Genomic DNA, 21,561 nt, shown 5'->3' with positions numbered 1-21,561 from the left:
TTTACCTAAGTGGGGGATTGTCATGCGTCGTACTGGGCGCCCAGGGCGCGCAGACGGGCGTGGGCGTCCTCGTACACCGAGGGGGCGCCCAGGTAGGTCTTGGGCAGCTTGGCGACCATGGTGTAGTTGGTGTCGCACACGTTCCCGACCGGCGCCTGGCCGGCCTGGCTGACGAGCTGGTACGCGTCCAGCGTGTCGAGCCCGGTCAGCTCCGACGTCCAGGTCACCAGGTCGTGCTGGCTGATGCGGTAGGCGTCCTCCAGGGGCCTGGCCGAGCCGGTGGACATCAGGTGCAGGTCGTCCTCCAGCCGGGGCCACGGCGTGGCCACGCCCTTGATCAGCTCGACCGCGACCACGGTGTTCATGGCCGACTCGACGGCCGTGCCGCAGACCTCGCCGTGCCCCTGCAGGCCGTGGCCGTCGCCGATCGAGAACATGCCGCCCTCGACGTTGACGCCCAGGTAGACGGTGACGCCGGCGCGCAGCTCGGGGGTGTCCATGTTGCCGCCGTGCGCGTCGGGGGTGATGGTCATGCGGGCCTCGTTCGCGCCCGGGGCCACGCCCACCGTGCCGTGCATCGGGTCGAGCGGCAGCGCCACGCTGAAGTCGCTGTTGCGCGCGTGGTAGACGGCCACGCCCTTGTCCACGTCGATGTCGTAGCGCCAGACCCGCTCCTCCAGCGGCGGCTGGAGCGTCGCCGTGGTGTGGGTGCCGGTCAGCGCGCCGAAGTGCGGGAACGTGGTGGAGACCGCCCAGTCGCGGGCCGGGGTGATCCGGACGAAGTGCAGCGCCAGCGTGTCGCCCGGCTCGGCCCCCTCCACGTGGAAGGGGCCGGTGACGGGGTTCAGGTACGGGAACTCGCAGACCCGCGACGGCAGGTCGTCCACGGTCCGCACCCGGCCGCCGAAGCAGTCCTCGGTGTACAGCTCCAGCACCGTCCCGGGCCGCACCCTGCCCAGGGCGGCACGGCCGCCGAAGGTGTAGCTGAGCTCCTCCGGCGTGGGGTGGTAGGAGACGACGTTCACTTGACCTCCGAGGGAAGAACGGGCCTGCGGCCGATGCGGTAGGTGACGACGAGGACGACGAGCCCGATCCCCAGCCAGACCAGGCCGACCGTCTGGGTCACCAGCTTGGTGTTGTACACCACGGCGGCCAGGACGAGGAAGCCTATCGCCGGCGCGATCACGTGGGCCCACACGTTCCTGCTGCCCCTGCGGAACCGGTAGTGGACGACGACGGCCACGTGCAGGATCAGGAAGGCGGTCATCGCGCCGAAGTTCACGAGCTGGCTGAGCAGGGCGATGCCGTCCTCGCGGCTGTTCATGTAGAGGCCGATGCCCAGCGACAGCACGGCGACCGCCAGCGTGGCGTTGACCGGCACCTGGTGCTTGGGGTGCACCTTGGCCAGGAACGAGGGGAGCATGCGGTCGCGGGCCATCGCGAACAGCAGCCGCGAGGTGGCCGCCTGCGCGACCAGCGAGTTGGCGAAGCCCCATGCGATGGCGGTGGCGACCGCGGTCAGCACGCTCAGCCAGTGGCCGCCGGCGAACTCCGCCATGCGGTAGAAGGCGTCACCGTTGGGGTCGCCCTTGGTGATCAGCTCGGCGCGGTCCGGCATGAGCAGCGCCGCGACCCACGTCTGCGCCACGAACAGCACCGCGGCCAGTCCGAGCGCGGCCACCATCGAACGGCCGAGCCGCCTGCCGTCCTCCTTGTTCTCCTCGGCCAGGGTGGAGATGCCGTCGAAGCCGAGGAAGGACAGCACCGCCGTGGCCGCCGCGCCGAACACCAGCGTCCAGCTGAACGTGGAGGACTCGAAGATCGGCGTGAACGCGCCCGCCTGGGCCTTGCCCTGCGCCAGCGCGATGCCGCCGACCACCAGGAAGATCGCCAGCACGGCCAGCTCGGCGACCAGCATCACCCGCGTGATGCGCGCGGTCATCTGGATGCCCATGTAGTTGACCGCGGTGTTGAGCAGCACGAAGATGATCAGCCAGCCCCACACCGGGATGCCCGGCACGAACGAGTTCATGGCCAGACTGGCGATGAGGTAGAGCAGCGACGGCACCAGGATGTAGTCGAGCAGGATCGCCCATCCGGCGATGAACCCGACCGGCGCCGAGATGCCGCGCCCGGCGTAGGTGTAGACGGAGCCGGCCATGGGGAACGCCTGGGCCATCTGCGAGTACGACAGCGCCGTGAACGCCATGGCGACCAGGCCGATGATGTAGGCCAGCGCGACCATGCCGCCGGACGACTGGAACACGCCGCCGAAGATGCCGAACGGTGCGATCGGCACCATGAAGATCAGGCCATAGATCATCAGGTCGGCGAAGCCAAGAGAGCGTTTGAGCTCTTGGCGGTAGCCGAACTGCTCAACGGTGCTCATAAGTGCGCGGCTCCTTGTCGAAGGTTGGGGGGCGATTGGCACCTTAGAGCCAAAGCTTTCTAGTGAAAAGGTTTCTCAAGCAAGAAATCCAGGCCGTCCGCCCTGCCGAGGTGCACCGTGCGCCGCACCTGCCGGTTCAGCAGCGTGAGCGGGCCGCGCGCGCTGACGATCGTGGTGCCGTCGGCGACCGCGTCGAGGGCGGGCACGGCCAGGCTGCCCGCCCGTGCCGACAGGGCGGCGAGCATCGCGACGGCCTCGTAGCAGCCGTGGCCGTGGGCGTTGAGCATGGGGGCGTGCGGGCCGAAGCGTTTGGCGTACCGCTCGGCGAAGTGCAGGCTGGCCTCGGTCGGCAGGTCGCGGAAGTAGCCCATCGACGCGTAGAGCTCGCCGGTGCCGTCGCCGCCGATGCCGAGCAGGCCGTGCTCCTCCAGCGCCCCGCACAGCCGGGCCGCGCCGAGGCCGGCGGCCGCGTAGGCCCGGTTGAAGGCGACCAGGTCGCTGCCGATCAGCGTGAGCAGGATCGCGTCGGGGCGGGCCTCGGCGATCCGGCCGAGCCAGGAGGCCGCCTCGCCGTACCGGACGAACGTCTCGCCGACGACGGTCGCGCCGCGCGCCCGCAACCGGCGCCGGGCGCCCGCGTGCACCAGGCGCGGCCAGACGTAGTCGTTGCCCAGCAGGTACCAGCGGCGCGCCCGGTGGACGCTGACCAGCCATTCGATGCCCGGTTCGAGCTGCCTGCCGGGGGTCTCGCCGAGGAAGTAGACGCCCGGCGCGTGCCCCCCGCCCTCGTACGGCGGCGCGTACACGAACGGGACCCGCCCGCCGAGGGCCGCGACCACGTCGATCCGCACGTCGCTCGCGTGCGTGCCCACCACCGCCTCGACCGTGCCGGACGCGACCAGGCCGGCCACCTCGGCGGCCACCTCGCGCCCCGGCCGCCCGCCGTCGACCAGCACCAGCTCGACCTGCCTGCCGAGCACGCCGCCCCGGGCGTTGACCTCCTCGGCGGCCAGCAGCGCGCAGTTGATCGCGCACGGCCCCACCAGCCCGAGCACCCCCGACACGGGCACGACCAGGCCGATCCGGACCGCGTCCGAGGGGATGAGCCGGGCCTCGAAAGGATCGACGATCGCCGCCACGCCGACGAGTATCCTCCGAACTAGCTCTCTGGTGAAAGGACCTGATCTGTCATGGCTAAATCCGGGCTGGGGTCCTCACTCGCGTACGTGCTCAGCCGCGCCGAACGCGAGGTCACGCGCGGCCTGGCGGCGACCCTGGCCGGCGAGGACGTCACCGTCGAGCAGTGGCGCATCCTGCGCGCGCTGGCCGACGGGCGCGGCCACTCGATGGGGGAGCTGGCCGAGGCGGTGCTCATGCCGCACCCGACGCTCACCAAGGCGGTCGACCGGCTGATCGACCGGGCACTGGTCCACCGGGGCGCGTCGGCGGGCGACCGGCGGCGGGTGGCGGTGTTCCTGGCCGACCGGGGGCGCGACCTGCTGGCCCGCGTGGACGGCGCGGTGGCCGAGCACCACCGGGCCATCGCCGCCGCGTTCGGCCAGGAGCGCACCGAGCGGCTGATGCGCGAGCTGGAAGAGCTGGCCGCGGCCCTCGACCGGGCCTCGGCGCAGGAGCCGGGCCCCGTCAGTCCAGCCAGTACGTGTCGTGGCGGATGAAGAACTCGGCCTTCTCCTCCTCGCTCTTGCCGGCCAGGTCGAGCAGCCCCTCGAAGTAGCCCTCGCGAGGGGCGCCGGGGGCGAAGTGCAGCAGCATGGTCGCGGGCTCGCCGGACTCGTTGCGGAAGGCGTGCACGCCGCCCTCGGGCACGTGCACCCAGTCGCCGGGGCGGGTGTCGATCCAGCGGCTGCCGTCGTAGATCCGCACCGATCCGTCGAGGACGTAGAACGACTCGGAGATCGACTTGTGGAAGTGGGGGCTCGGGCCGGACGGCTCGGGCCCCATCACCCAGCGGTAGAGCCCGAACTGGCCGTTGGTGGTGGCCCCGGTGGCCAGGTAGTGGACGGTGTTGCCGGTCGGGTAGGTCAGCTCGGGGCCGTGCTCGTAGGGCCGGTACGTGGCCGACAGCTCGCCGGTGTCGCCCGAATAGCGTGGTTCCGGATAGGTCATGAGGCCATCCTGCCCGACCCGCCCGCGATCAGCTCTCGCGGTTCTTCCCGTCGTGGCCGGACCACAGCAGCAACGCCAGGCCCGCGACCGCGAGCCCCAGGTAGGCCGCCAGCGGCAGCTCCACGAACCGCCCCACGAACCCCCACTCCGTGTCGAACCAGACGCGCCCGGCGAACCCGCCGAGCCCCTGGATGATGGCCATGACCCCGATGAAACCCCTCATGACCCCGACCGTCGCAGAACGGGACCCGCCCCGGCATCCGACCTTGGGCGGGTCACGTGCGACCAAAGTAGGTCAGGGGTAGAGGCCCCGCATGCTGTGGGCCTCGGCGACCCGGCCCACGCCGATCACGTGCGCCGCCTCCCGCAGCGTCAGCCCGCGTTCGGCGGACATCGACTTGACCTCGGCGAAGGCGCCCTCCATCAGGTCGCGCAGCTTCACCTCGACCTCGCGGGAGCTCCAGGAGAAGGCCTGCATGTTCTGCACCCACTCCAGGTAGGACACGATCACCCCGCCCGCGTTGGCCAGGATGTCCGGCACGACGGTGGTGCCGTTCGCGGCCAGGATCTCGTCGGCCTCCGGCGTGGTGGGGCCGTTGGCGCCCTCCACGATCAGCCGGGCGCGCACGCGGGGCGCGTTGGCCTCGGTGATCACGCCTTCGAGCGCGGCCGGGACGAGGACGTCCACGTCCAGCTCGAACAGGTCGTCGTGGGCCATCGCGTCGGCGTGCGGGTAGCCGGCCACGCCGCCGGTCTCGGCCACCCAGGCGCGCACGCGGGCGACGTCGAGGCCGCCGGGCGCGTAGAGCGCGCCGGTGACGTCGGAGACGGCGACGACCTTGCAGCCCTCGTCGGACAGGTACTGCGCGGCCAGCGCGCCCACCTTGCCGAAGCCCTGCACGGCCACCGTGACGCCCTCCGGCGAGCCCCCGAGCGCGGCCAGGGCGGCGATCTGCACGCCGCGCGAGGTCGAGCCGGTGCGGCCGAGCGAGCCGCCGAGCGTCATCGGCTTGCCGGTGACCACGCCGGGCACCGAGTAGCCGGCGTTGACGCTGTAGGTGTCCATGATCCAGGCCATGGTCTGCTCGTCGGTGCCGACGTCGGGGGCCGGGATGTCCTTCTCCGGGCCGATCAGCGGCAGGATCTCGTTGACGTAGCGGCGGGTGAGCCGTTCGAGCTCGATGGTGGTCAGCGCGCCCGGGTCCACGGCCACGCCGCCCTTGGCGCCGCCGTACGGGATGCCGACCAGCGCGCACTTCCACGTCATCCACATCGCCAGGGCGGTGACCTCGTGGATGTCGGTGCTGGGATGAAAGCGGATGCCGCCCTTGGCCGGGCCGCGCGAGACGTTGTGCTGGACGCGGTAGCCCTGGACGACGTCCATGCGTCCGTCCTCGCGGCGCACCGGGACCGAGACGGTCAGCGAGCGGCGGGGCGTGGCCAGCATCGTGCGGAGGCCGTCGTCGAGCCCGAGGTGGGCGGCGGCCTGGTTGAGTTGGTGGAGAGCGGAGTCGAGCGCTTGTTGACCAGGTGTGATCAGCGCCGGCGTCTTTGACGGCACCATGATGCTCATGGTCGGGTTTCCTCCTGTATGCGCGCCCATTTTGCGGGAGAAGGCGCCGTTGCCTTCCCTCTTGGGCGTGTTGTCTCGATCATCCTAGGCCGGGCAGTTTGACCTTGCCTAGGTTATGAAGGCCTATCCAAGCCGTTGATCAACGTGCTGGGAACGTGCCACTCTGGCAGGCTATCGAGCGAGAGTGTGCCGAATCGTCGAAAACCGGAGGGTTGGATGCCCGAACTCGTGGTTGGGCCGATGTTGCGTCACGTCGACTCGGTCAGCGCCTCGATCTGGGTGGAGACCAGCGAGCCCTGCACGGTCACCGTCGAGACGGCAGACGGGGCTTATCGGTCGCCCACCTTCACCGTGCACGGTCACCACTACGCGATCGTGGATCTCGTTGACCTGTCCCAGGATATCGCCTCCTATTCCGTCAGCCTCGACGGGGACCAGGTCTGGCCGCTGACGGGTCGCCCGGCCAGCCGGGTGCGGCTGCTGCCCGCCGAAGGGCCCCGCAGGCTGGCGTTCGGGTCGTGCCGCACCAGCGTGCCGCACGACTCGGCGCACGTCCGCACCCACGGCGACGACGTGCTGCGCGCCTACGGCGTGAGCCTCATGCGCGCCGACGAGGAGGAGTGGCCCGACCTGCTGCTGCTTCTCGGCGACCAGGTCTACGCCGACAGCCCCTCGCCCCAGATGCTCGACTACATCCACGCACGCAGGACCACCGAGCCGCAGGGCGAGATCGCCGACTACGAGGAGTACGCCGAGCTCTACCGCCAGGCGTGGACCGACCCGGAGATCCGCTGGCTGCTGTCCACCGTGCCCACCGCCATGATCTTCGACGACCACGACCTGCGCGACGACTGGAATACCTCCCAGCCCTGGCGGGAGAAGATGGCCCTGACGAGCTGGTGGCCGCGCCGCGTGGTGGCCGGGCTCGGCGCCTACTTCGTCTACCAGCACCTCGGCAACCTGACCCCGGCCGAGCGCGCGGCCGACCCGCTGGTGCGCGAGCTCACCGAGGGCGGCGGCGACGGCGGCCCGGCCCTCGACGCCTTCGCCGCCAAGGCCGACGCCGAGCCGAGCAGCAACCGCTGGAGCTACACCCGCGACCTCGGGCACACCCGGCTCATCATGATCGACACCCGGTGCGCCAGGCAGCTCACCCCCGGCGACCGGCGCATGCTCGACCCCGAGGAGTGGGCCTGGCTCCAGGAGCAGGCCGCCGCCCCGGCCGAGCGGCTGGTCATCGGCTCCTCGATCCCGTTCCTGCTGCCCGAGGGCGTGCACGGCGTCCAGAACTGGAACGAGGCGCTGTGCGACGGCAAGTGGGGCCGTACGGTGCAGCGGTGGTCGGAGCAGCTGCGCCAGGCCGTCGACCTGGAGCACTGGGCGGCCTTCCGGCGCTCGTTCGAGGACCTGGGCAGGCTGCTGGTCCGGCTCGGCAAGCCGGCGGTGATCCTGTCCGGCGACGTCCACTACTCCTACCTGGCCAAGGCCTCGGCCGGGCAGATCTACCAGGTCGTCTGCTCGCCGATCCGCAACCCGCTCAGCCGGCTGCTGCGCTGGGCCAACGTGCTCACCCAGTTCGGGCTGGCGACGCTGGTGGGCAGCCTGCTGGCGCGGCTGGCGGGCATCCCGCGGCCGCCGTTCCGCTGGCGGGTGACCAAGGGCCCGCTGTTCCAGAACGCGCTGGCCACGCTGACCTTCCCCGACACCATCACCTGGTACGAGTCGGTGGGCGACGGTGTCCGGCCGATCGACTCGGCCCGGCTGGCGTAGAAATGACCTATGAATGACGACCAGTACTCCAGGGCCGTGCCGTTCTACGACCTGTGGCACGAGGACGGGCACGTCCCCGAGATCCGCGAGCTGCTCCCGCCCCTGCTGAAGGGGGTGCGGGGTGGCGTCATGGAGATCGGCGCGGGCACCGGCCTGATCACCGAGGTGATCGTGCGGGCGACGGAGGGCGAGGTGTTCGCCGTCGAGCCGGCGCTGGCCATGCGGTCGGTGCTGCTGTCGCGGCTGGCCGCCGACGAGGAGGCCCGGCGCCGGGTCACCGTGCTCGCCTGCGGGGCGCTCGACGTCGACGTCGACGAGCCGGTGGCGGCCGTCGTGATGATCTCGGTGCTGCAGGCGTTCCCGGCCGGGCGGCGGGAGGAGTTGTGGCGGGTGCTGGCCAGGCAGCTCGAACCGGGCGGGCTGCTGCTGTTCAACTGGCGCGAGCGGCCCGCGCCCACGCCCGGTGAGCTGGAGCTCATGGGCTCCTACCAGGTCGGGCGGCACGCCTACGAGGTCTGGGGCCAGGTGCTCGACGTCACCGGCGAGACCGTGCGCTCCCGCTTCCTCTACCGGGTCAGGCAGCGCGGCGTGGTGATCGGCGAGGACGAGGTGACCAGCGAGGCCCACCGGCCCGGCGGCGACCGGCTCGCCGCGGAGCTGACGGCGGCCGGGTTCACCAGGGACGAGGCCCCCGACGGCCTGGCCGCCTGGCGAAAGCAGGGAAAGGCGGCATAACCCGAAAAAGGTGGAACCGGGCTTCCGGGTGCGGCCAACAACAGGGTGACCGCATGAGAGAGGACCGGATGTGGTGAGTGTCGAGGACACAACCGCAACGCTGGATGACTCGACCCTGATCGGGCATTCGCTGAGCGATCCTGAGCGTTTCGCCGCGCTGTTCGACCGGCACGCCGACGAGATCCACAGGTACGCCGCCCGCCGCCTGGGCGCCGAGCTGGCCGACGACGTGACGGGGGAGGTGTTCCTCGTCGCCTTCCGCGGCCGCGGCCGCTACGACCGCACCCTGCCCGACGCCCGTCCCTGGCTGTACGGCATCGCCACCAAGGTCGTGTCCCAGCACCGCAGGGCCGAACGGCGGCGCACCGCGGCCATGGCCAGGGTCGGCGCCGAGCGTCCGGGCACGTTCGACGAGCGCAGCGCCGACCGGGTCACCGCCGCGCAGCTCCAGCCCCGCCTGGCCAGGGCGCTGACCAGGCTCAGCGCGGGCGAGCGCGACCTGCTGCTGCTCGTGGCGTGGGCCGACCTGACCTACGAGGACGCCGCGCGCGCCCTCGGGGTGCCCGTCGGCACCGTCCGGTCCAGGCTGCACCGGCTCCGCGTCAAGGTACGCAGGGCGCTCGGCGGCATCGATCCCTTCGCAGAGGAGCCCCAGCATGGATGACGAGATCCGGACGTTCGCCGACGGCAGGCCGCCGGCGCCGCCGTACGAGCCGCAGGCCCGCGCGCGGGCCAGGGAACGGCTGCTGGCCGAGGCGCGCGGCGGGCGGCGCCTGCGGCTGCCGAGGCTGGGCTGGCAGACGGCCGCGGCCTTCGGCGTCACGGTCGTCCTGGTCGGCGGCGTGGCGGTGGCGCTGTCCGGCCAGGGCGGGACGGACGCCCGCCCGGCCACCTCCGTGCTGCTCACGGCCGGCGAGCTGAACCCCCGGCCGGACCAGTTCATCCTGATCGAGTCCGACACCATGTACGGCTCGCGCTCGGTCGACGCCTCCGGCGGGCAGAGCCGCTACCTCTACCGCCAGCACCGCAGGATCTGGAAGTCCGTGGACGGCAGCAAGGACGGCCTGCTGCAGATCGAGGGCCGCGAGCCGCGCCCCTGGCCGGGCCAGTCGCTGCCGGCGAACGCCACGAGCTGGCGGGGCAGCGAGTGGAACCGGCTGGCCGCCTGCCCCGACCGGCGCGGCCCCTACCGCGACGACTACGCCTACCTGAGCACGCTCCCGGCCGAGGCCACGGCCATGCGCGAGCGCCTGTACCAGCCGGCCCCCCAGGGCGGCAAGGACGCCGATCCCGACGCCGTCGCCTTCACCCGCGCCGGCGACCTCGTCAGGGAGAACTACCTGCCCAAGGCGCAGCGCGACGCCCTGTTCGAGGCGGTCAAGTCGATCCCCGGCGTCGAGGCGGCCGAGGGCGTCGCCGACTCCTCGGGACGCGTGGGCGTGGCGCTGGGCCGGGTCGCCGACTGGGGCGTGCGCGAGGAGCTGATCTTCGATCCGGCCGGGCACACGTTCCTGGGCGAGCGGCAGGTCGTGGTCGACGCCAAGGCGGGCGCGCCGAAGGACAGCGTCCTGGCGTTGACGGCCCAGCTCGACGTCTCCGTGGTGGACGCCCCGCCGCAGGCCCCCGACGCCGCCTCCGACGCGAGCTGCATGCCGGAGAGCGTGGCCCCCACACCCGTTCCGTCGGAGTCCGGCTCGACGGCGACGGAGCTGCCGACGGCCGAGGCGACGATCACCTTCACCCCGGAGCCGACCAGCGAGCCCGCGGCCGAGTCGACCGGCGAGCCGGAGACCGAGCCGACCGAGCCGACCGGCACGCCGCGGCCGACGGTGACGCGTACCGTCACCCCTACCCCGATGGAGAGCGCCCCCGCCGGCTCATGACCCCGGGCCGGCCGACCAGCCGGCAGGCCCACCGGGCGCGCCGTCACGGCGGCGCGCCCTTGGGGGGCAGCGGCCGTTTCCTGGAGGGCCGCCGGCCGAAGTACGGCGGGCGGCGTTACCAGGGGAAGCCGTGAAAGACCTAGAGGTCTTCGAGGACGGCGGCGAGCTGGTCGACCGCCCAGACCAGGTCCTCCTCGGAGATCACGATCGGCGGCGCGAGCCGGATCGTGGACCCGTGGGTGTCCTTGGCGAGCACGCCGCGCGCCATCAGCGCCTTGGAGACCTCGCGCCCGGTGCCGAGGGCAGGGTCGATGTCCACGCCCGCCCACAACCCGCGCCCGCGCACCGCCACCACGCCCTTGCCGGCCAGCTCGCGCAGCCGCGCGTGCAGCACCTCGCCGAGCCGGGCGGCCCTGGCCTGGAACTCGCCGGTGTTCAGGATGTCGATGACGGCGATGCCGACCGCGCAGGCCAGCGGGTTGCCGCCGAAGGTGGACCCGTGCTGGCCCGGCTTGATGACCCCGAGGACGTCCTCGTCCGCGGCGATGGCCGAGACCGGCACCACGCCGCCGCCGAGCGCCTTGCCCAGGATGTAGACGTCGGGGACGACGTTCTCGTGGTCGCAGGCGAACGTGCGGCCGGTGCGCCCGAGGCCCGACTGGATCTCGTCGGCGATCATCAGCACGTTGTTCTCGGTGCAGATGCGCCGGACCTCGGTCAGGTAGCCGTCCGGCGGCACCAGCACGCCCGCCTCGCCCTGGATCGGCTCGACGAGCACGGCCACCGTGTTGTCGTCGATGGCCTCCCTGATCGCCTCGGCCGAGCCGTAACGCACGATCCTGAACCCGGGCGTGTACGGCCCGAACCCGTCGTGCGCGTCGGGGTCGGTGGAGAAGCTGATGATCGTGGTGGTGCGGCCGTGGAAGTTGTCCTCCATCACGATGATGTTGGCCTGCTCCGGCGCGACGCCCTTGACCTCGTAGCCCCACTTGCGGGCCACCTTGATCGCGGTCTCGACGGCCTCGGCGCCGGTGTTCATCGGCAGGATCATGTCCTTGCCGGTGAGGTCGCCGAGCCCGGCGCAGAACTGGGCGAACTGGTCGTGGTAGAAGGCCCGGCTGGTCAGCGTGAGGTTCTTCAGCTGCTCCTGGGCGGCCTCGATGATCTTCGGGTTGCCGTGGCCGAAGTTCAGTGACGAGTAGCCCGACAGGCAGTCGAGATAACGCTTGCCCTCGACGTCGGTGACCCACGCGCCGTGCGCCTCGTGGATGACCACGGGCAGCGGATGGTAGTTGTGCGCGCTGCGGCGCTCGCTTACTTCGATCAGCTCTGCGCTGGTGCTCATGTTACTTCTCCCCCCTGATCTCCAGTGTGCAGCACTTGGGACCGCCGCCCGCCTTGCGCAGCTCCGACAGCTCGACCGGGATCACCTCGTAGCCGTGCCGCTTGAGCTCCAGCTGGAGCCCGGACGCCTCGGAGTTGATCACCACGTTCCGGCCGTCGCTGACCGCGTTGAGGCCGAGCACCTCGGCGTCCTCGGCGGTCGCGATCACCGCGTCCGGGAACATCGCGCGCAGCACCTCCTGGCTGCCCTGGGAGAAGGCGCCGGGGTAGTAGGCGACGTTGCGGCCGTCGAGCGGGAACAGCGCGGTGTCCAGGTGGTAGAAGCGCGGGTCGACCAGCTTCAGCGAGACGACCGGGCGGCCCAGGTACTCCTGCGCCTCCTGGTGGGCGACCACGTCGGTGCGGAAGCCGGTGCCGGCCAGGATGACGTCGTCGAGGGTGAGGAAGTCGCCCTCGCCCTCGTTGACGTGCGTGGGCTCCAGCGTCGGGTAGCCGCGCTCGACGAACCAGCGCAGGTAGGCCGGGCCCTCGGGGCCGCGCTCGGGGAAGGTGAAGCGGGCGCCGTAGACCCGGCCGCCGACGACCAGCGCGCCGTTGGCGGCGAACACCATGTCGGGCAGACCCTCGATCGGGTCGATGAGGCTGACCTGGTGCCCGAGCTCCTCGTACGCCGACTTCAGCCCTTCCCACTGCCGGATCGCCACCTCACGGTCGGCGCCGGCCTCGGGGTCCATCCACGGGTTGATGGCGTACTCGACCGCGAAGTAGTCCGGGCGGCACATGAGGAAGTGTTTGGGCATGCAGGGCTCCGTCGTCGTCAGTTCAGGGGAAGTCCCGTATCGGGGAGACGGGGACAGCCTAAGAATTGACGTTTGCGCAGGCCAAGCGGTCCGCATTGCGCGTTGGCGCAGGTCTGTTGCGTCTATCGCCCGACGACGTGCGATCCGTTGCGCGACTCCGTCAGGGCGGCTCCCGGAGGGATGTCGACGAGCCGTGACAGCACGATCGAGCTCTTGGTCCGCACCACGAAAGCCTCCGCCGCGATGCGCTCGATGACCCGCTCGACGTGCCGCACGTCGGTGGCCCTGATGTGCAGCAGCGCGTCGGCCTCGCCGGTGATCGTGGCCGCCGCCACCACCTCGGGGAACTTGGCCACCGCCAGCGCGATGTCCGACGGCTTGGTCTTGCCCTGGCAGAACAGCTCGACGTACGCCTCGGTGGTCCAGCCGAGCGCCTGCGGCGCGACCCGCGCGCTGAAACCGGTGATCGCCCCGCTCTTCTGCAGCCGGTCGACCCGCCGCTTGACGGCCGACGCGCTCAGCCCCACCTGCTGGCCGATGTCCGCGTAGGTCGCGCGGGCGTCGTCGACGAGCGCCGCGATGATGTCACGATCGAGCCGGTCCAGTTCCACGGGCTCTGTATACCGCCTGGCCAGGCTGGCGCGCGACGAGCGCCGCGCGGGAGACTGGGCGTTCGGTCCACTGCCGGAGGATTGCCGCCACATGAATATCGCACGTTTTCCCGAGGGTTTCGTCTGGGGGGTCTCGACGTCGGCCTTCCAGATCGAGGGCGGCACGGCCGCCGACGGCCGCGGGCCGTCCATTTGGGACGCCTTCGCCGGTGGCCCGGCCGACGCCTGCGACCATTACCACCGATATCGCGAGGACGTCTCGCTGATGAAAGAGCTGGGAATGGCCGCGTACCGGTTCTCGGTGAGCTGGCCGCGCATTCTTCCGGACGGGTCGGGAAAGGTGAACCCGGCCGGTCTCGACTTTTACCAGCGGCTGGTCGACGCCCTGCTGGAGGCGGGCATCACGCCGTTGGCCACCCTTTATCACTGGGATCTGCCGCAGGCGCTGCAGGAGCGCGGGGGATGGCCGTCCCGCGACACCGCCCGCTGTTTCGCGGACTACGCGGCGATCGTGGCCGAGCGGCTCGGCGACCGGGTCGCCACCTGGTTCACCGTGAACGAGCCGTGGGTGGCGGCCTTCGTCGGCCACGGCTCGGGGGTGCACGCGCCGGGCCGGCGGTCGGCCGCCGAGGCGTTCAGGAGCGCCCACCACCTGCTGCTCGCCCACGGCCTGGGCGCCCAGGCCCTGCGCGCCGCCGGGGCCGCCGAGGTGGGGGCCGTGCTCAACTTCTCGCCCGTGCTGACGCCGGCCCAGGTCGGCGACTTCGACCGGCCGCTGTCGCAGGAGGACGCCGAGGCCGTGGCCAGGATCGACGCGCTCGTCCACCGGCAGTTCCTCGACCCGATGCTGCGCGGCGCCTACCCCGCCGACCTGCTGCCGGTCATCGAGGAGCACGCCGGGCTCGGGCACGTCCACGACGGCGACCTGGCCGACATCGCGCAGCCGCTCGACCTGCTCGGCGTCAACTACTACGCGCCGGCGGTCGTCCAGGCGCAGCCCGGCGAACCGGCCGACCCGGCTTATCCAGGAAGCGCGGGCGTGCTTTTCAGCACCATTCCCACGGCGGTCACCGCGATGGGCTGGCCGATCGTCCCGAACGCCCTTTCCCGGTTACTTCGGCGGCTCGCCGGCGAACATCCCGACCTTGAACTGATGATCACCGAGAATGGCGCCGACTTCGTCGACACGGTCACTCCCGACGGCATTCACGACGTCGATCGCGTGCAATTCATCGAGGAACACCTGCGGGCCCTGCGGACCGCCGTCGAGGAGGGCGCGAACGTCCGCGGATATCTCGCCTGGACGCTGCTCGACAATCTCGAATGGGCCGAGGGGTACCGGCGCAAGTTCGGCCTCGTGCACGTCGACTTCGACACCCAGCGCAGGCGGCCCAAGGACAGCGCGCTGTGGTACCGCGACGTGATCAGGCGCAACGGCCTGACCGAGGCCCCGCCCAGGCGTCCCACGCTGGAGACGGTGGCCGCCCGCGCCCGCGTCTCCCGGGCCACGGTCTCCCGCGTCGTCAACGGCGAGGCGTCGGTCAGCCCCGAGGTGCGCTCCACGGTCCTGCAGGCCGTCAAGGAGCTCGGTTACGTGCCCAACGCCGCCGCGCGCAGCCTGGTGACCCGGCGCACCGACACCGTGGCGCTCGTGTTGTCGGCGCCCAGGCGCGCCGCCGACCCGATGGTCGCGGCCGTCGTCCAGTACGTGACGAGCCTGCTGGAGGGCGCGGGCAAGCAGATCACCCTCATGCTCGCCGACACCGCCGAGAGCCGGCGCCGCATCGTCCGGCACGCCGAGGCGCGCCAGGTGGACGGCGTCGTCCTGCTGCCGCCCGAGCGGGGCGACACCCTGGCGGAACGGCTCTCGCGCACCGGCGTGCCGCTCGTGCTGCTGGGCCGGCCGCCGGTCGCCTCGCTGGTGCCGTACGTGGACGCCGACAACGCTGGGGGCGCGGCGGCGGCCACCGAGCACCTGCTGGCCACCGGCCGCCGCCGGATCGGCGTGATCTGCGGCCCGATGGACCTGGTCGCCACCCAGGACCGGCTCGCCGGCCACCGCGCGGCCCTCGACCGCGCCGGGCTGCGGCCCAGGCTGGCGATCGGCGACCTGACCCGGGCCTCCGGCACGGCGGCGGCCGAGCAGCTCCTCGGCGACGCCCCCGACCTGGACGCGATCTTCGCGGCCGACGACCAGATGGCGATCGGCGCCCTGCTGGCCGCCCGCGCCGCGGGCCGGCGGGTGCCGGGCGACCTGGCGATCGTGGGCTTCGACGACATCGACGCCGCCTCGGCCACCACCCCGGCCCTCACCACCGTCCGGGCGCCCGTCAGCGAGCAGGCGCTGGCGCTGGCGCGGCTGCTGCTGTCGCGGCTGGAGGGCCGGAGCACCACGCCGGTCGTCCTGCCCACCCGGCTGGTCGTGCGGGAGTCGGCCTAGATCTGCCGCTCGAACAGGCGCGGGAAGACCTTGGACACCTTCGACAGCAGGTACTCGCCGTAGGTGCCGGTGAAGTCGACCTGGCCGTCCCAGCGCTCGCCGGCGGCGTAGGGGAGGGGCGGCACCACGCTGTCCCAGCCGGGGTCGAAGAAGAACGGGTAACTCAGGCGCTCGTTGCCGCTGAGATTGCGCACGCGGTGCGGGGTCGAGCGGTAGCGGCCGCCGGTGAGCTTGTCGAGCATGTCGCCGATGTTGCAGACGAACGTGCCCGGCAGCGGCGGCGCCTCGATCCAGCCGTCCGCCGTGCGGACCTGGAGGCCGCCGTTGGCGTCCTGGAGGAGGAGGGTGAGCAGGCCGTAGTCGGTGTGCTCGCCCACGCCCCAGGTCTCGTCGTCGTCCGGGGGCGCGGGCGGGTAGTGGAAGATGCGGAACAGGATGGTCGGGTCCGCGGTGTAGCCGGTGCGGAAGTAGCTCTCGTCCAGGCCCAGGCTGAGCGCGATCCCCGACATGACCGCCTGCGCGACCTCCGTCATCGTGTCCAGGTAGGCGAGCACGGCCTCGCGCAGCTCGGGCACCTGGACGGGGAACTGGTTGGGGCCGTGCAGCGGGAGCGGGCCGGGCGGCTGCTCGGCGCCGAAGTAGACGCCCTCCTTCAGGTCCGGCCGCCCGGAGGTCAGCTCGCCGCCCACCGGGAAGAAGCCGCGCCAGGCCGGGCCGCCGCGGTCCATCGAGATCTCGTCCTTGACCTCTGCGGGCAGCGCGAAGAAGCGCCTGGCGGCGGCGTCGAGCCGGTCGAGTAGCTGCTGCGGCACGCCGTGCCCGCGGACGTAGAAGAAGCCGCTGTCCCGGCAGGCCGCGCCGATCGCCGCGCCGACGGCCTGCCTGTCACCGCCCGGGGTGTCGCCGATCAGCGGGGAGATGTCGATCACCGGCAATTCGCGCACCGTCCCATTGTTCCCCATCTCCCGCCGTCACCGCCGAACGCCGTCACCACCGAACGCCGTCACCACCGAACGCCGTCACCACCGAACGCCGTCACCACCGAAGCGGACGCCGCCGTCGCGCGGGCGGTCAGGTCGTCGAGAAGGTGAACCAGTTGACGTTGACGAAGTCGGCGGGCTGGCCGCTGCTGAAGGTCAGGTAGACCGTGTGCGTGCCGGTCACCCCGCTGATGTTGGCCGGGACCGTGCGCCAGCTCTGCCAGCCGCCCGTATTGGCCAGCGCGAAGTCGCCGACGGGCGGGGCGGACGGGCTGTCCAGCCGCACCTGCACCAGCCCGCTCACGCCGGCCGCCGCCCCCGAGGCCACCCTGGCCTTGAACTGGCGGGCGGGCTCGGAGCCGAAGTTCACCCCGTCGTAGCGCAGCCAGTCGCCGCCCGCGATGGCGCCGACGTTCTGGCCGCCGCCGGTGTCGGTGGTGGCCTCGACGATGGTGCCCGACTGGGCCTGGTAGCGCTCGGCCTGGATGGTGGAGCGCGCGTCCACGCCGCCCGGGACGGTCGGTGTCGCCGTCGGGGTGGAGACCGTGCCGCTCTGCCAGACGGCCACGTAGTCCACCAGCAGCGGGTGCCCGGGGACGGTCGCCGCCGTCGGCGTGCCCGTGCCGGCCAGGGCGTTGGGGAACGCGCCGCCCATGGCCAGGTTGAGCAGCAGGAAGTAGCCGCCGTGTCCGGTCATGTTGGTCCAGGTGGCGGCGTCGAGCTGGTTCTGGCTCACGCTGTGGAACTGCTGGCCGTCGACGTACCAGCGGAGCTGGTTCGGGCTGGCGGCGCGGTCCCACTCGAAGCGGTAGGTGTGGAAGGCCGACTGGCAGGACGATCCGGGGCAGGCCCGGCTCGCGCCCAGGCCGGTCGTCTCGTTGCAGGGCCCGCCGGGGCTGACGCCGCAGTGGAGCACGCCCCACACCGAGTTGATGCCGTTGACGTTCTCCATGATGTCGAACTCGCCGATGCCCGGCCAGTTCCAGTAGTTCCCCCGGTACGGCGCCCCGAGCGCCCAGAACGCCGGCCAGTAGCCGAGCGCCGCCTGACCGGTCACGTCCGGCATCTGGATCCGGCCCTCGATCCGCAGGACCCGCCCGTCGGCCGGCTTGAAGTCGGCCCGCCTGGTCTCGATGCGGGCCGAGGTCCACTCGCCCGAGCCGCTGCGCAGGGGCGTGATGCGCAGGTTGCCCGAGCCGTCGAGGCTGACGTTGGAGGTGCTGGAGGTGTAGTTCTGGATCTCGCCGGTGCCCCAGTCACCCGGTCCGCCGGGGTAGCCGTGCCCGGTGTCGATGATCCACTCGGCGGACGAGGGCGGCGTGCCCGCCGCGCCGTTGAAGTCGTCGGACCAGACCAGCGACCAGCCGGACGGCGTGGACGGCACGGACGCCGAGGCGCTGACGGCCACTTTGACGAGCAGGCCGGTGAGTGCCACGAGCACCACCGCCACGGCCACCAGGCGGCGCCTGTGCCGGATCTCTGTTGTCATCCCTGCTCCATGGGGGGTGATGGAGTCGACTGAGAGAGCGCTCTCTTGACGCGACGTAAACACGCTGCTGACCGCGTGTCAATATGGGAGAGCGCTCTAGAGCAGATCGACGGACGACGCCCCGGCGGCCTCGAACGCCGCCCGCCAGAAGCTCTCCAGCAGCGGGAACCGGCCGGGGGCGGACTTCTTCGCCCGCAGGAACCCGTGCACCACCACCGCGTACCCGGACAGGTCGGGCAGCAGCCGCGCGTCCCGCAGCTCCTCGATCTTCCGGCCGCGGGCGGCCTCGTTCGGGTCCAGCTCGCCGACGTCCAGGTCGCCGTGGTCGTTGAGCAGGTCGCTGAACACGATGAGCCGGTGCTCCCGGTCCGGCTGCCGCAGCGCGCTGAGCTGCTTGGCCGCGTACCGCAGGGCGCCCAGGACGTCCGAGCCCCGGCCCTCCTTCGGGCAGTCGAGCAGCTCGACCGCCCGGGGCAGCACCTGCGTGATCCGGCGGGCCCTGACCCGGTCCTCGACCGCCGGGTCGTCGTCGGGGTTCTCGGTGCGGGTGGCGGCGATGGGCACCGGGTCCCTGCGGCACGCGCCGCTCTCCGAGCCGCCGGTCACCGCCGCGAAGCCGATCCAGTCGCAGCCCTTGGCGAAGCCCGGCAGCTCGGACTCGACGTCGTTCCTGGCGGTCACCGGGTCGGCGTAGCCCGTCGCGTCGACGACCGCGCCGCACACCGGGCCCGGATCCGTGCCGCACCCGCTCACCGGGACCGCGGCCAGCGCCAGCACCACCACGACCCGCCCGGACCGGCTGGTCATCGGCGCCCTCCGGCCGGGGAGGTCCGCGCGCCCGTCCGGCGGGTCCCCTCGTCCGAACGGCCGCGACAAGAACGCCATCCGCGTCTCCTGGCTCCGGCCGGACGCGACCCCGGCTCGAATGTCACTGAATTTCAGACTAGTTCGTCATGTCCTTTTCCGGCGGGGTGATCCGGCGTCCGCACGCGAAACGGCGGCCACCGGCGCCCTGGTCGGGAGCCCGTGACCGCCGTCGTGTCCGGAGGGGGAGGTGGCCGCTCAGCCCTTCTCCGCCTCGCCGGTGGCCTGCTCGAGCGCGTCCTCGGGCGAGGCCTCGAGGTCCTGCTCGGCGTCGGCGCCGGCCTGCGCGGAGGCCTTGTCCAGGCGCACCCAGCTCGTCACGCTCTCCACCGCGAACAGCACGAACAGGTACGCCGTCAGCACCGCGAGCACCGGCGTCAGCCAGCCCAGCGCCGCACCGGCACCGATGATCAGCAGGCGCAGCTCCCAGCCGAGCCCCGCGTGGAACACCCACGCGGGCGGCCAGATGCTCTGCCGGGTGCGGTAGACGGTGTCGTAGGTGTGGTAGCCCACGACGTAGACCAGCACGAACAGCAGCCACTTCGGCGCGCCGGCGGCCAGGCCGATCGCGATCATGGCGAGGAACTCGGTGCCGCGCAGCAGCGGCGGGGTGAGCCAGTCGAAGCGGCCCAGGTGGTCGCGCGGCGCGGTCGGCAGCACGAGCAGCAGCGTGATGGCCACCGGCACGAGCAGCAGCGGCCCCTTGTCGGGCAGCCCGACGACGGTGACGGCGACGACGGCGAGCAGCGCCACGAGCGTGGCGGGCACGGGCGGCAGGCCCTTGCCCAGCTTGCCCGCGAGGGCGTGCACGAGCGGGCCGTCGTCGCGGTAGGCGAGCAGGCGGGCGGTCTGGATGCGGCGGCGTTCCTCGTCGGGGTCCGGCGTGGGGGTGGCCATGGCCTGCGGTTGAGTGATCATACGAGCGACCTCATGAGGCGTCCGGTGAGGGTGTAGGCGGCGGCGACGGAGCCCCAGATCACGAGGGTGAGGAAAGTGATCCGGGCGTCGAAGAGGGCGGCGGTGATCGCGATGGCCGCGAACCGCTCGCCGATGGGGAACACGATCATCTTCCGCGCCCAGTGGACCGCGCGGAACTTGCCCGCCCTGGTCCACATCTTGAGCACGCCGCGCAGGCCCTGGCTGCGCTCGGCCTTGCGCCGCTCCAGCGCCCTGCGCAGGTCGCGGTCGTCGGGGGCGTCGAGCGGGAGGGTGGGCAGCTGCGCGGGCGGCTTGCGCCGGTTGGAGATGCCGAAGGAGAAGTCGAGCAGGTGGCGTACCGACTGGAGCCCGATGGCGGCCAGCGCCAGGATCCAGATGTCGTCGCCGTTGCCCGAGACGACCCAGCCGACGGCCAGGCCAGCGAAAACCACGTATTCCTTGAAGCGGTCGAAGGTGGCGTCGAGCCAGGCCCCCAGCACGCCGAACTTGCGGGCGTACCGGGCCACCTGCCCGTCGACGCAGTCGAAGACGAAGGCGAAGTAGATCAGCAGGCCGCCGGCGACCATCCACGGCCGCTCGCCGGTGGCGAAGCAGGCGGCGGCGGCCACGCCGAGCGTGATCGAGATCAGCGTCACCTGGTTGGGCGTGAGCCCGCGCCGCGCCGCCCAGCGGGCGATGAAGCGCGAGTAGGTGGAGACGAAGTAGGTGGTGAAGAAGCCGTCGGCGCCCTTGACCGCGTTGTTGAGCCGGGCGCGGTCCTCGTTCATGCCGGCCATCTCGGCGCCGGCCTCGTTGACCTCCTCCGGCGTGGTCACCCGGCGGTAGAACAGGTCGCGGCGGCCGCGCACGCCGACCGACACGCCGTTGCGCACCAGGCCGAACACCACGAGCTGGACGAGGTCGTCGTCCGCGCCGAAGCGATCGGCCATGAGGGCCAGCTCGCGGCAGGTCTGCGCGAGCACGGGGGCGTTGCGGGCGCTGATGTGCAGCGGGCCGAGCACCACCGCGTTGGGCCTGGTCACCGCGTGGTTGGCGGTGCCGACCGACACGACGCGCGACTTGCCGACGCGCGCGCGCACCGGCAGCCCTTCGAGCCGGCCGTAGCCGATCTCCGGGTCGGCCTCGTCGATCGGTACGGTGTCCTCCTGCGCCTCCTCGGTCACCTCCAGACGCGGCTCCTTGGCCACGAGCGCCAGCGCGCCGCGCTTGGCCTTGGTGATCTGGTAGATCAGCTCGTCGTGGACGACCGAGTTCTGGGGGATGATGAAGAGGCTCTCCGTTGCCGATTCTGCGACGTCGGCCAGGGCGCGCAGGGCGGCGGCCACGTCGCCGGTCTCGATCGTGGCGGGCCGCGGGTCATAGGAGACGAGCTGGCTGCGCAGCCGCTCGGCCACGGTGGGATTGCCGGGCAGCGCGGCCAGCCTCAGGCCGGTCGGAGAGGTGTCGGGGCCGGGCGAAGAGCCCAGCAGGACCACGCGGGTCATGACTCCCTTTCGAGGCAGTAGCGGGGGGTTGAACAACGGGTGATGCGGGGACAGACGTCAAAGTCTAGTGACGGCAGGGCAAACTCGCGTCACCAGAGCATGCCCGGAACATGCCGCGCGGGCGGCCGTAAGA

20 protein-coding genes are annotated in these 21,561 nt (G+C 71.9%); 6 read left to right on the top strand and 14 right to left on the bottom strand.

Going from position 1 to position 21,561, the window contains the following annotated elements:
* Positions 1 to 20 precede the first annotated feature (20 nt).
* The 3 genes from AB0J71_RS21445 to AB0J71_RS21435 are packed head-to-tail and all read right to left on the bottom strand — an operon-like array spanning position 21 to position 3,528.
* Positions 21 to 1,025 carry an acetamidase/formamidase family protein gene (locus AB0J71_RS21445; protein WP_352323426.1) on the bottom strand — a complete coding sequence of 335 codons (1,005 nt, stop codon included), beginning with the start codon at positions 1,023 to 1,025 and terminating at the stop codon, positions 21 to 23.
* The gene (locus AB0J71_RS21440; protein WP_352323425.1) at positions 1,022 to 2,389 is read right to left on the bottom strand and encodes an APC family permease; all 1,368 of its coding nucleotides are present in this window, start codon (positions 2,387 to 2,389) and stop codon (positions 1,022 to 1,024) included. The genes AB0J71_RS21445 and AB0J71_RS21440 overlap by 4 nt, the downstream gene beginning before the upstream one ends.
* 59 nt (positions 2,390 to 2,448) lie before the next feature.
* On the bottom strand, positions 2,449 to 3,528 hold the full coding sequence (locus AB0J71_RS21435; protein ID WP_352323424.1) for a substrate-binding domain-containing protein: 1,080 nt from the start codon (positions 3,526 to 3,528) through the stop codon (positions 2,449 to 2,451).
* A 51-nt stretch (positions 3,529 to 3,579) separates the two neighbouring features.
* Here AB0J71_RS21435 and AB0J71_RS21430 point away from each other — a divergent pair, with 51 nt between their 5' ends.
* Entirely contained in the window at positions 3,580 to 4,065 is a 486-nt protein-coding gene (locus tag AB0J71_RS21430; RefSeq protein WP_352323423.1) for a MarR family transcriptional regulator, read from the top strand.
* On the opposite strand, the gene AB0J71_RS21425 is transcribed toward AB0J71_RS21430, so the two are convergent.
* The 3 genes from AB0J71_RS21425 to AB0J71_RS21415 all read right to left on the bottom strand — a co-directional run bounded on the left by AB0J71_RS21425 (position 4,034) and on the right by AB0J71_RS21415 (position 6,089).
* The gene (locus AB0J71_RS21425; protein ID WP_352323422.1) at positions 4,034 to 4,516 is read right to left on the bottom strand and encodes a cupin domain-containing protein; all 483 of its coding nucleotides are present in this window, start codon (positions 4,514 to 4,516) and stop codon (positions 4,034 to 4,036) included. The genes AB0J71_RS21430 and AB0J71_RS21425 overlap by 32 nt on opposite strands.
* Before the next feature lie 28 nt (positions 4,517 to 4,544).
* A complete protein-coding gene (locus AB0J71_RS21420; protein ID WP_352323421.1) occupies positions 4,545 to 4,739 on the bottom strand; it encodes a hypothetical protein in 195 nt (64 codons plus the stop codon).
* 72 nt (positions 4,740 to 4,811) lie between these two features.
* Positions 4,812 to 6,089 carry a Glu/Leu/Phe/Val dehydrogenase gene (locus tag AB0J71_RS21415; protein WP_352323420.1) on the bottom strand — a complete coding sequence of 426 codons (1,278 nt, stop codon included), beginning with the start codon at positions 6,087 to 6,089 and terminating at the stop codon, positions 4,812 to 4,814.
* A 240-nt stretch (positions 6,090 to 6,329) separates the two neighbouring features.
* On the opposite strand from AB0J71_RS21415, the gene AB0J71_RS21410 reads away from it, so the two are divergent.
* The 4 genes from AB0J71_RS21410 (at position 6,330) to AB0J71_RS21395 (ending at position 10,477) form a co-directional block, all read left to right on the top strand.
* Positions 6,330 to 7,859 (top strand): alkaline phosphatase D family protein, encoded by a 1,530-nt coding sequence (locus tag AB0J71_RS21410; RefSeq protein ID WP_364391128.1) that lies wholly within the window; start codon positions 6,330 to 6,332, stop codon positions 7,857 to 7,859.
* Between the two features lie 9 nt (positions 7,860 to 7,868).
* Positions 7,869 to 8,594: a class I SAM-dependent methyltransferase gene (locus AB0J71_RS21405; protein ID WP_352323418.1), complete on the top strand. Its 726-nt coding sequence runs from the start codon at positions 7,869 to 7,871 to the stop codon at positions 8,592 to 8,594.
* 73 nt (positions 8,595 to 8,667) lie between these two features.
* Entirely contained in the window at positions 8,668 to 9,258 is a 591-nt protein-coding gene (locus AB0J71_RS21400; protein WP_352323417.1) for an RNA polymerase sigma factor, read from the top strand.
* Positions 9,251 to 10,477: a CU044_5270 family protein gene (locus tag AB0J71_RS21395; RefSeq protein WP_352323416.1), complete on the top strand. Its 1,227-nt coding sequence runs from the start codon at positions 9,251 to 9,253 to the stop codon at positions 10,475 to 10,477. The genes AB0J71_RS21400 and AB0J71_RS21395 overlap by 8 nt, the downstream gene beginning before the upstream one ends.
* Positions 10,478 to 10,616: 139 nt before the next feature.
* Here the strand turns inward: AB0J71_RS21395 and rocD are convergent, their stop codons facing one another.
* From rocD to AB0J71_RS21380, 3 genes are all read right to left on the bottom strand, one after another.
* A complete protein-coding gene (rocD, locus tag AB0J71_RS21390; RefSeq protein ID WP_352323415.1) occupies positions 10,617 to 11,822 on the bottom strand; it encodes an ornithine--oxo-acid transaminase in 1,206 nt (401 codons plus the stop codon).
* A gap of 1 nt (position 11,823) precedes the next feature.
* The gene (gene ddaH, locus AB0J71_RS21385; protein ID WP_352323414.1) at positions 11,824 to 12,621 is read right to left on the bottom strand and encodes a dimethylargininase; all 798 of its coding nucleotides are present in this window, start codon (positions 12,619 to 12,621) and stop codon (positions 11,824 to 11,826) included.
* A 122-nt stretch (positions 12,622 to 12,743) separates the two neighbouring features.
* Positions 12,744 to 13,232, bottom strand: a complete 489-nt coding sequence (locus AB0J71_RS21380) for an Lrp/AsnC family transcriptional regulator (RefSeq protein WP_352323413.1) — start codon at positions 13,230 to 13,232, stop codon at positions 12,744 to 12,746.
* Positions 13,233 to 13,323: 91 nt separating this feature from the next.
* On the opposite strand from AB0J71_RS21380, the gene AB0J71_RS21375 reads away from it, so the two are divergent.
* Positions 13,324 to 15,672, top strand: coding sequence for a GH1 family beta-glucosidase (locus AB0J71_RS21375; protein WP_364415647.1), 2,349 nt, complete (start codon positions 13,324 to 13,326; stop codon positions 15,670 to 15,672).
* On the opposite strand, the gene AB0J71_RS21370 is transcribed toward AB0J71_RS21375, so the two are convergent.
* From AB0J71_RS21370 to AB0J71_RS21350, 5 genes are all read right to left on the bottom strand, one after another.
* Positions 15,669 to 16,616: a 2-oxoglutarate and iron-dependent oxygenase domain-containing protein gene (locus AB0J71_RS21370; RefSeq protein WP_352323411.1), complete on the bottom strand. Its 948-nt coding sequence runs from the start codon at positions 16,614 to 16,616 to the stop codon at positions 15,669 to 15,671. The genes AB0J71_RS21375 and AB0J71_RS21370 overlap by 4 nt on opposite strands.
* 127 nt (positions 16,617 to 16,743) lie before the next feature.
* Positions 16,744 to 18,141: a glycoside hydrolase family 16 protein gene (locus tag AB0J71_RS21365; RefSeq protein ID WP_352323410.1), complete on the bottom strand. Its 1,398-nt coding sequence runs from the start codon at positions 18,139 to 18,141 to the stop codon at positions 16,744 to 16,746.
* 96 nt (positions 18,142 to 18,237) lie between these two features.
* A complete protein-coding gene (locus AB0J71_RS21360) occupies positions 18,238 to 18,948 on the bottom strand; it encodes a hypothetical protein (protein WP_352323409.1) in 711 nt (236 codons plus the stop codon).
* A 255-nt stretch (positions 18,949 to 19,203) separates the two neighbouring features.
* Entirely contained in the window at positions 19,204 to 19,923 is a 720-nt protein-coding gene (locus AB0J71_RS21355) for a DUF5941 domain-containing protein (protein WP_352323408.1), read from the bottom strand.
* The gene (locus tag AB0J71_RS21350; RefSeq protein WP_364415645.1) at positions 19,920 to 21,428 is read right to left on the bottom strand and encodes a CDP-alcohol phosphatidyltransferase family protein; all 1,509 of its coding nucleotides are present in this window, start codon (positions 21,426 to 21,428) and stop codon (positions 19,920 to 19,922) included. Before AB0J71_RS21350 ends, AB0J71_RS21355 begins: the two co-directional genes overlap by 4 nt.
* Positions 21,429 to 21,561: the final 133 nt, after the last annotated feature.

This window comes from Nonomuraea sp. NPDC049637 (assembly GCF_040675235.1).
Lineage (GTDB): Bacteria > Actinomycetota > Actinomycetes > Streptosporangiales > Streptosporangiaceae > Nonomuraea.
Note: the sequence above shows the minus strand (reverse complement) of the source record. Positions and strands in the feature narration are given on the sequence as shown.